The following is a 7,371-nucleotide window of genomic DNA, read 5'->3' on the forward strand; positions in this document are numbered from 1 at the left end:
CCGCCCGGGCATAGCGGATTCATAGACTCGGCGACAACCCGATTTTTTCGTGCACCTACCTCCATCGGCCGGATCTAGTTGCGCCCCAGCGCATTCCGCGCCAGCACCATGCTATTATCGGCTCGCGCGGCCCACCCCGGACGTGTCATCGAGTCGTAGCTGACACGTACCCAACGGTGGATAAAGGTAGCAGACCAAACGAACCCACGTGGGGCGTTTCGAAGACATTTAACGTACGCGGCCGCCGCCGATACCGCGACTTGGCGGCTGGTCACGCGCACGCCGGCTAAATCGCCCGGAAGCACAAACGCGACCTGCCCCGGTCGCGGTAGAGTCGCGCCCATGTGGGGCACGGTGCTGGCGTTAGCGCTGGTCGCCGGGGTGGACCCGGGACGTATCGGGATCGCCCTGCTGCTGTTCTCGCGGCGACGGCCCATGCTCCATCTGGTCGCGTTGTGGCTCGGCGGGATGACGGTTGGCGTCGTCCTGGCGCTGGGCGCGCTCTTCGGGCTGCACGACGTCGTGCTCGGTGTCATGGACAGGGTGCAGCTCGCCACCTCGAACTCCACGGCGGGCGGCATCCAGATCGCGATGGGCGTGTTCGCGCTGGTCGTGGCGGCGCTGATAGCGATCGGCTTTTCGGTGCGTCAACCTGTGGCAACGCCCGCCGACGGCCCGTCATCCCCGGCCGAACCGACGGCGTTCTCGCGATTGTCGGCGCGCGCCCTGGAGGCGCTGCGTGCCGGGCCGCCGTGGATCACGTTCCTGGTCGGGGTCGGGATCACGACCGACTTCCGGTACCTGGCCGCGCTCACCGTGATCCTGGCGTCGGGGGCCGCCCTGGGTACCCAGGTCAGCGCGGCCGCGGCATACACGCTGGTCGGGCTGGCGTTTGCCGAGATCCCACTGGTCTGCCATGCGGTGGCGCCGGCGCGGACCGGCGCGGCGATGTCGCGCGTGCACGACTGGGTGCAGGCCCGCAGGAGGGCCGTCCTGGGCCTGGTCGTGGCCGTATTGGGGGTTTTCCTGATGACGACCGGCATGGGCCACGTCTGAGCCTTGCGCGTTCTGCGCACGCGTTACCTTTCACGGGTGAGTCTGGTACTGGTAGAGCAACCACGGCCCGGTGTCGCGCTGATAACCCTCAATCGGCCCGAGCGGATGAATTCCATGGCGTTCGACGTCATGGTTCCCCTCAAGGAAGCCCTCGAGCAGGTCACCTACGACAACTCCGTGCGTGTCGTCGTGCTGACCGGGGCGGGTCGCGGGTTCTCCTCGGGCGCCGACCACAAGTCCGCGGGATCGGTCCCCAACGTCGACGGGTTGACCCGACCGACCTACGCGCTGCGGTCGATGGAGCTGCTCGACGACGTCATCCTGGCGCTGCGTCGGCTGCACCAGCCGGTGATCGCCGCCGTCAACGGCCCGGCCATCGGCGGCGGGTTGTGTTTGGCGCTGGCCGCGGACATCCGGGTGGCCTCGACCAGCGCTTACTTCCGGGCCGCGGGCATCAACAACGGCCTGACGGCCAGTGAGCTGGGGTTGAGCTACCTGCTGCCCAGGGCCATCGGGTCGTCGCGCGCGTTCGAGATCATGCTGACCGGTCGCGACGTCACCGCCGAGGAGGCCGAGCGCATCGGGCTGGTGTCGTGTCAGGTTCCGGAAGGGCAGCTGCTGGACACCTGCTACGCGATCGCCGCACGCATAGCGGCCTTCTCGCGGCCGGGGATCGAGTTGACCAAGCGCACACTGTGGAGTGGGCTCGAGGCCGGTAGCCTGGAAGGGCACATGCAAGCCGAAGGCCTGGGACAGCTCTTCGTCCGCCTGCTCACCGCCAACTTCGAAGAAGCGGTTGCCGCGCGCGCAGAGAAGAGGCCGCCGGTGTTCACCGACGACAAATAGCCAGCTAGGAGAGCGATCGTGATCACGGCCACGGACCTCGAGGTCCGCGCTGGTGCGCGCATTCTGCTCTCCCCGGACGGCCCGGACCTGCGCGTGCAGCCCGGTGACCGCATCGGGCTGGTCGGTCGCAACGGCGCGGGCAAGACCACGACCCTGCGCATCCTGGCGGGCGAGTCCGAGCCGTACGCCGGATCGGTGGCCCGCATCGGCGAAATCGGTTATCTGCCACAGGATTCCAAGGAGGGCGACCTCGACGTGCTGGCCCGCGACCGGGTGTTGTCGGCCCGCGGGTTGGACGTCCTGCTCACCGACCTGGAGAAGCAGCAGGCGTTGATGGCCGAGGTCGCCGACGACGACGCCCGGGACCGCGCGATCCGTCGCTACGGGCAGCTGGAGGAGCGGTTCGTGGCGTTGGGCGGCTACGGCGCCGAGAGCGAGGCGGGCCGGATCTGCGCGAGCCTCGGCCTGCCGGAACGGGTGCTGACGCAGAAGCTCCGCACGCTGTCCGGCGGGCAGCGCCGCCGGGTGGAGCTCGCGCGCATCCTGTTCGCCGCGTCCGACACCGGCGCCGGATCGTCCACCACGCTGCTGCTCGACGAGCCGACCAACCACCTCGACGCGGACTCGATCGGCTGGCTGCGGGACTTCCTGCGCGGCCACAGCGGCGGGCTGGTGATCATCAGCCACAACGTCGAACTGCTCGCCGACGTGGTCAACCGGGTGTGGTTCCTGGACGCCGTGCGGGGCGAGGTCGACGTCTACAACATGGGCTGGCAGAAGTACCTCGACGCCCGCGCCACCGACGAGCAGCGCCGCCGCCGGGAACGCGCGAACGCCGAACGCAAGGCCGCCGCGCTGCGCACGCAGGCGGCCAAGCTCGGCGCCAAGGCGACGAAAGCCGTTGCGGCCCAGAACATGTTGCGCCGTGCCGATCGGATGATGGCCTCGCTCGACGAGGAACGGGTCGCCGACAAGGTCGCCCGCATCAGGTTCCCGACGCCGGCCGCGTGCGGGCGCACACCGCTGACGGCCTCCGGGTTGAGCAAGGCGTACGGATCGCTCGAGGTCTTCGCAGGTGTCGATCTGGCCATCGACCGCGGCTCCCGCGTGGTCGTGCTGGGCCTCAACGGGGCGGGGAAGACCACTTTGCTGCGCATCCTGGCCGGCGTCGAGAACCCCGACACGGGAGCCATCGAGCCCGGACATGGTTTGCGGATCGGCTATTTCGCGCAGGAGCACGACACGCTCGACAATGACGCGACCGTGTGGGAGAACATCCGGCATGCCGCGCCCGACACCGGCGATCAGGAGCTGCGCGGCCTGCTCGGCGCGTTCATGTTCAGCGGTCCGCAGCTCGAGCAGCCGGCGGGGACGCTGTCCGGCGGCGAGAAGACCCGGCTCGCGCTGGCCGGTCTGGTGGCGTCCACCGCGAACGTTCTGCTGCTCGACGAGCCGACGAACAACCTCGATCCCGCATCGCGCGAACAGGTGCTCGATGCGCTGCGCAGCTATCAGGGCGCGGTGGTGCTGGTGACGCACGACCCGGGCGCGGCCGAGGCCCTCGACCCGCAACGCGTCGTGCTGTTGCCCGACGGCACCGAGGACTATTGGTCCGACGAGTACCGGGATCTCATCGAGCTGGCCTGACTTCTTTTCGGCCAAACCGGCCCGCGACCGCCGACGGCTTCTTACGCTATGTGCTTGGGGGTGGACCCCGAGTCGGGAGGGGAGCGGTGCGAAAGCCAAAGAAGACGCGCGAGCAGACGTTGCACGAACTACGCAACGCGTATGAGGGCGGCGCCAGCATTCGCAATCTGGCTGCCACCACCGGCAGGTCCTACGGATCGATTCACAGCATGCTGCTGGAGTCCGGCACCACGCTGCGCGGCCGCGGCGGCCCCAACCGCACTTCGGCTCGGCGCCACTCCGCGCGAGCGTAGCGTCACTGCGAAATCACGTCCCCTCATTCGCAGTAGCGTTACGCTCGCGGCCCGAGTTGCGAGAATCACTGCGCCGCACAGAGTTTTCCACCAGGTCGAGGACCGCGGCGAGTCGCCGCGGATCTTCACCGGATGCCAGCCGGGCCACCAGGCCGTCGAGAACCAGTTCCAGGTAGCACTGCAGGACGTCGCCGGGGACGTCGTCGCGCACCCGGTGTGCCTCCTTCTGGCGGCGCAGCCGATCGGTGGTCGCCGCCGCCAATTCCGCGGAACGTTCCGCCCAGCCGCGGCTGAACACGGGGTCGTTGCGCAGCTTGCGCGCGATCTCCAACCGGGTTGCCAGCCAGTCGAACTCCTCCGGCGCGGCGAGCATGTCGCGCATCACCTGGATCAGGCCCTCGCGGGACGCCACCTCGGCCATCCGCTCGGCATCCTCGTGCGCCAGCGCGAAAAATAGCGCGTCCTTGTCCCGGAAGTGATGAAAGATCGCGCCGCGCGACATGCCGACCGCCTTCTCCAGCCGGCGCACCGTGGCCTTGTCGTAGCCGAATTCGGCAAAGCAGCGACGGGCACCGTCGAGGATCTGACGGCGGCGGGCCGCCAGATGGTCCTCGCTGACCTTCGGCACAGGCGGCTTGGCTCAGTCGGACTTGAGCATGTTGCGCAGCACGTACTGCAGGATGCCGCCGTTGCGGTAGTAGTCGGCCTCACCGGGGGTGTCGATGCGCACCACCGCGTCGAATTCGACTGCATCAGAGCCCTCTTTGGCGGCCTTGACGCGCACCGTCTTCGGCGTCTTGCCGTCGTTGAGCGCCTCGATGCCGGTGATGTCGAACACCTCGGTGCCGTCCAGCCCCAAGTCCTGCGCCGTCTTGCCCTCGGGGAACTGCAGCGGGATGACGCCCATGCCGATCAGGTTGGAGCGGTGGATGCGCTCGAACGATTCGGCGATCACCGCCCGCACGCCCAGCAGCAACGTGCCCTTGGCCGCCCAGTCGCGGGATGAGCCGGACCCGTATTCCTTGCCGCCCAGCACTACCAGCGGAATGTCTTGTGCCGCATAGTTTTGCGCGGCATCGTAGATGAACGCCTGCGGGCCGCCTTCCTGGGTGAAGTCGCGGGTGTAGCCACCGGCGACGTCGTCGAGCAGCTGATTGCGCAACCGGATGTTGGCGAAGGTGCCGCGGATCATCACCTCGTGGTTGCCACGCCGCGAACCGAAGGAGTTGTAGTCCTTGCGGTCGACGCCGTGCTCGTCGAGGTACTGCGCGGCCGGGGTGCCCGGCTTGATGCTGCCGGCGGGGGAGATGTGGTCGGTGGTCACCGAGTCGCCGAGCAGCGCCAGCACCCGCGCGCCGGTGACGTCTTTGACCGGTTCCGGGTCGGCCGACATGCCCTCGAAGTACGGGGGCTTGCGCACGTACGTCGAATCCGGGTCCCACTCGAAGGTGTTGCCGCTGGGCGTGGGCAGGTTGCGCCAGCGCTCGTCGCCCTTGAACACGTCGGCGTAGTTCTTGGTGAACATCTCCTGGCTGATCGCCGAGGCGATGGTGTCCGAGACGTCCTTCTGCGACGGCCAGATGTCTTTCAAGTACACCTCGTTGCCCTCTTTGTCTCTACCCAGCGGCTCGGACTCGAAGTCGAAGTCCATGGTCCCGGCCAGGGCGTAGGCGACCACCAGCGGCGGCGAGGCCAGGTAGTTCATCTTCACGTCCGGGTTGATGCGGCCCTCGAAGTTCCGGTTGCCCGACAGCACGGCCGCCACCGAAAGGTCGTTGTCGTTGATGGCCTTGGAGATCTCGTCGGGCAGCGGGCCGGAGTTGCCGATGCACGTGGTGCAGCCGTAGCCGACCAGATAGAAGCCCAGCTTCTCCAGGTACGGCCACAGGCCGGCCTTGTCGTAGTAGTCGCTGACGACCTGGGAGCCCGGCGCCATGGACGTCTTCACCCAAGGCTTGGAGGCCAGCCCCTTCTCGACGGCGTTGCGCGCCAGCAGCGCCGCGCCCAGCATCACCTCCGGGTTGGAGGTGTTGGTGCACGACGTGACCGCGGCGATCACCACCGCGCCGTGGTCGAGCACGAACTCGCCGCGGTCGTCCGACTTCACCGTCACCGGGTTGCTCACCCGGCCGTTGGCGTGCGCGGCGGCCGACTCCACCGGCGGGGCGCCAGTGTCGTTGGCGGACAGGGACGCGGGGTCGCTGGCCGGGAAGGACTCGTCGACCGCCTCGTCCAGCTTCGAGTAGTCCTTCTTGTCGGGGTCGTCGCCGACGTAATTGGGGATCTGCTCGCGGAACGTGGATTTGGCGTCCGACAACGCGATTCGGTCCTGCGGGCGCTTGGGCCCGGCGATCGACGGCACCACGTCGGAGAGGTCGAGCTCCAGGTACTCGGAGAACTCAGGCTCGTGCTTCGGGTCGTGCCACATGCCCTGCTCCTTGGCGTAGGCCTCGACCAGGGCGAGCTGCTCGGGCTTGCGCCCGGTGAACTTCAGGTAGGAGATGGTCTCCTCGTCGATCGGGAAAATCGCTGCGGTGGAACCGAATTCGGGGCTCATGTTGCCCAGGGTGGCGCGGTTGGCCAGCGGCACCTCGGCCACGCCCTCGCCGTAGAACTCGACGAACTTGCCGACGACGCCGTGCTTGCGCAGCATCTCGGTGACGGTCAGCACGACGTCGGTGGCCGTGACGCCGGCCTGGATCTCGCCGGTCAGCTTGAACCCGACGACCCGGGGGATCAGCATCGACACCGGCTGGCCGAGCATCGCGGCCTCGGCCTCGATGCCGCCCACGCCCCAGCCGAGCACGCCGAGCCCGTTGACCATCGTGGTGTGCGAGTCGGTGCCCACGCACGTGTCGGGATAGGCCACCCCGTCGCGGTCCATCACCACGCTGGCGAGGTATTCGATGTTGACCTGGTGCACGATGCCGGTGCCCGGCGGCACCACCTTGAAGTCGTCGAATGCGCCCTGCCCCCAACGCAAGAACTGGTAGCGCTCGCCGTTGCGCTGGTATTCGATCTCGACGTTGCGCTCGAACGCGTCGGGCCGGCCGAACAGGTCGGCGATCACCGAGTGGTCGATCACCAGGTCGGCCGGCGCCAGCGGGTTGACCTTGTCCGGGTTGCCGCCGAGGTCGCCGATGGCCTCGCGCATGGTGGCCAGGTCGACGATGCAGGGCACCCCGGTGAAGTCCTGCATCACCACGCGGGCGGGCGTGTATTGGATCTCAATGCTGGGCTCCGCCTTGGGATCCCAGTTGGCGATGGCCTCGATGTGGTCCTTGGTGATGTTGCTGCCGTCCTCGTTGCGGAGCAGGTTTTCCGCGAGGACCTTGAGGCTGTAGGGGAGTTTCTCGGTGTTGGGGACGGCGTCCAGACGGTAGATCTGGTAGCTTTTGTCGCCGACGTTGAGGGTGTCGCGTGCTCCGAACGAGTTCACAGATTCCTTGCTAGTCACATCAACTCCCGGGTTTAAGTTCTTCCGCCGGCGGGCCGTGTCGGCGGATGGTGAAGACACTTTAACAGTACG

At 67.8% G+C, this 7,371-nt stretch carries 6 protein-coding genes; 4 read left to right on the forward strand and 2 right to left on the reverse strand.

The window, feature by feature from the left end:
* Window positions 1-342 precede the first annotated feature (342 nt).
* The 4 genes from VMD50_RS08535 (at window position 343) to VMD50_RS08550 (ending at window position 3,842) form a co-directional block, all read left to right on the forward strand.
* Window positions 343-1,056: a GAP family protein gene (locus VMD50_RS08535; RefSeq protein WP_325426763.1), complete on the forward strand. Its 714-nt coding sequence runs from the start codon at window positions 343-345 to the stop codon at window positions 1,054-1,056.
* A gap of 3 nt (window positions 1,057-1,059) precedes the next feature.
* Window positions 1,060-1,902 carry an enoyl-CoA hydratase gene (locus VMD50_RS08540; protein ID WP_414686026.1) on the forward strand — a complete coding sequence of 281 codons (843 nt, stop codon included), beginning with the start codon at window positions 1,060-1,062 and terminating at the stop codon, window positions 1,900-1,902.
* Window positions 1,903-1,920: 18 nt separating this feature from the next.
* Window positions 1,921-3,549, forward strand: coding sequence for an ABC-F family ATP-binding cassette domain-containing protein (locus VMD50_RS08545; protein WP_325426767.1), 1,629 nt, complete (start codon window positions 1,921-1,923; stop codon window positions 3,547-3,549).
* A gap of 86 nt (window positions 3,550-3,635) precedes the next feature.
* Window positions 3,636-3,842, forward strand: coding sequence for a helix-turn-helix domain-containing protein (locus tag VMD50_RS08550; protein ID WP_325426769.1), 207 nt, complete (start codon window positions 3,636-3,638; stop codon window positions 3,840-3,842).
* A 13-nt stretch (window positions 3,843-3,855) separates the two neighbouring features.
* Here the strand turns inward: VMD50_RS08550 and VMD50_RS08555 are convergent, their stop codons facing one another.
* Together VMD50_RS08555 and VMD50_RS08560 are read right to left on the reverse strand one after the other, a co-directional pair.
* A complete protein-coding gene (locus VMD50_RS08555; RefSeq protein WP_325426770.1) occupies window positions 3,856-4,470 on the reverse strand; it encodes a TetR/AcrR family transcriptional regulator in 615 nt (204 codons plus the stop codon).
* 12 nt (window positions 4,471-4,482) lie between these two features.
* The gene (locus tag VMD50_RS08560) at window positions 4,483-7,299 is read right to left on the reverse strand and encodes an aconitate hydratase (RefSeq protein WP_325426772.1); all 2,817 of its coding nucleotides are present in this window, start codon (window positions 7,297-7,299) and stop codon (window positions 4,483-4,485) included.
* Between the last annotated feature and the right edge of the window lie 72 nt (window positions 7,300-7,371).

The sequence above is a fragment of the Mycobacterium sp. genome, from assembly GCF_035506235.1.
In the GTDB taxonomy this organism is placed as follows: Bacteria; Actinomycetota; Actinomycetes; order Mycobacteriales; family Mycobacteriaceae; genus Mycobacterium.

Bases quoted from the DNA above. Each gene is read 5' to 3' on its own strand.
- VMD50_RS08535 (WP_325426763.1), top strand. From the start codon at position 343: ATGTGGGGCACGGTGCTGGCGTTAGCGCTGGTCGCCGGGGTGGACCCG.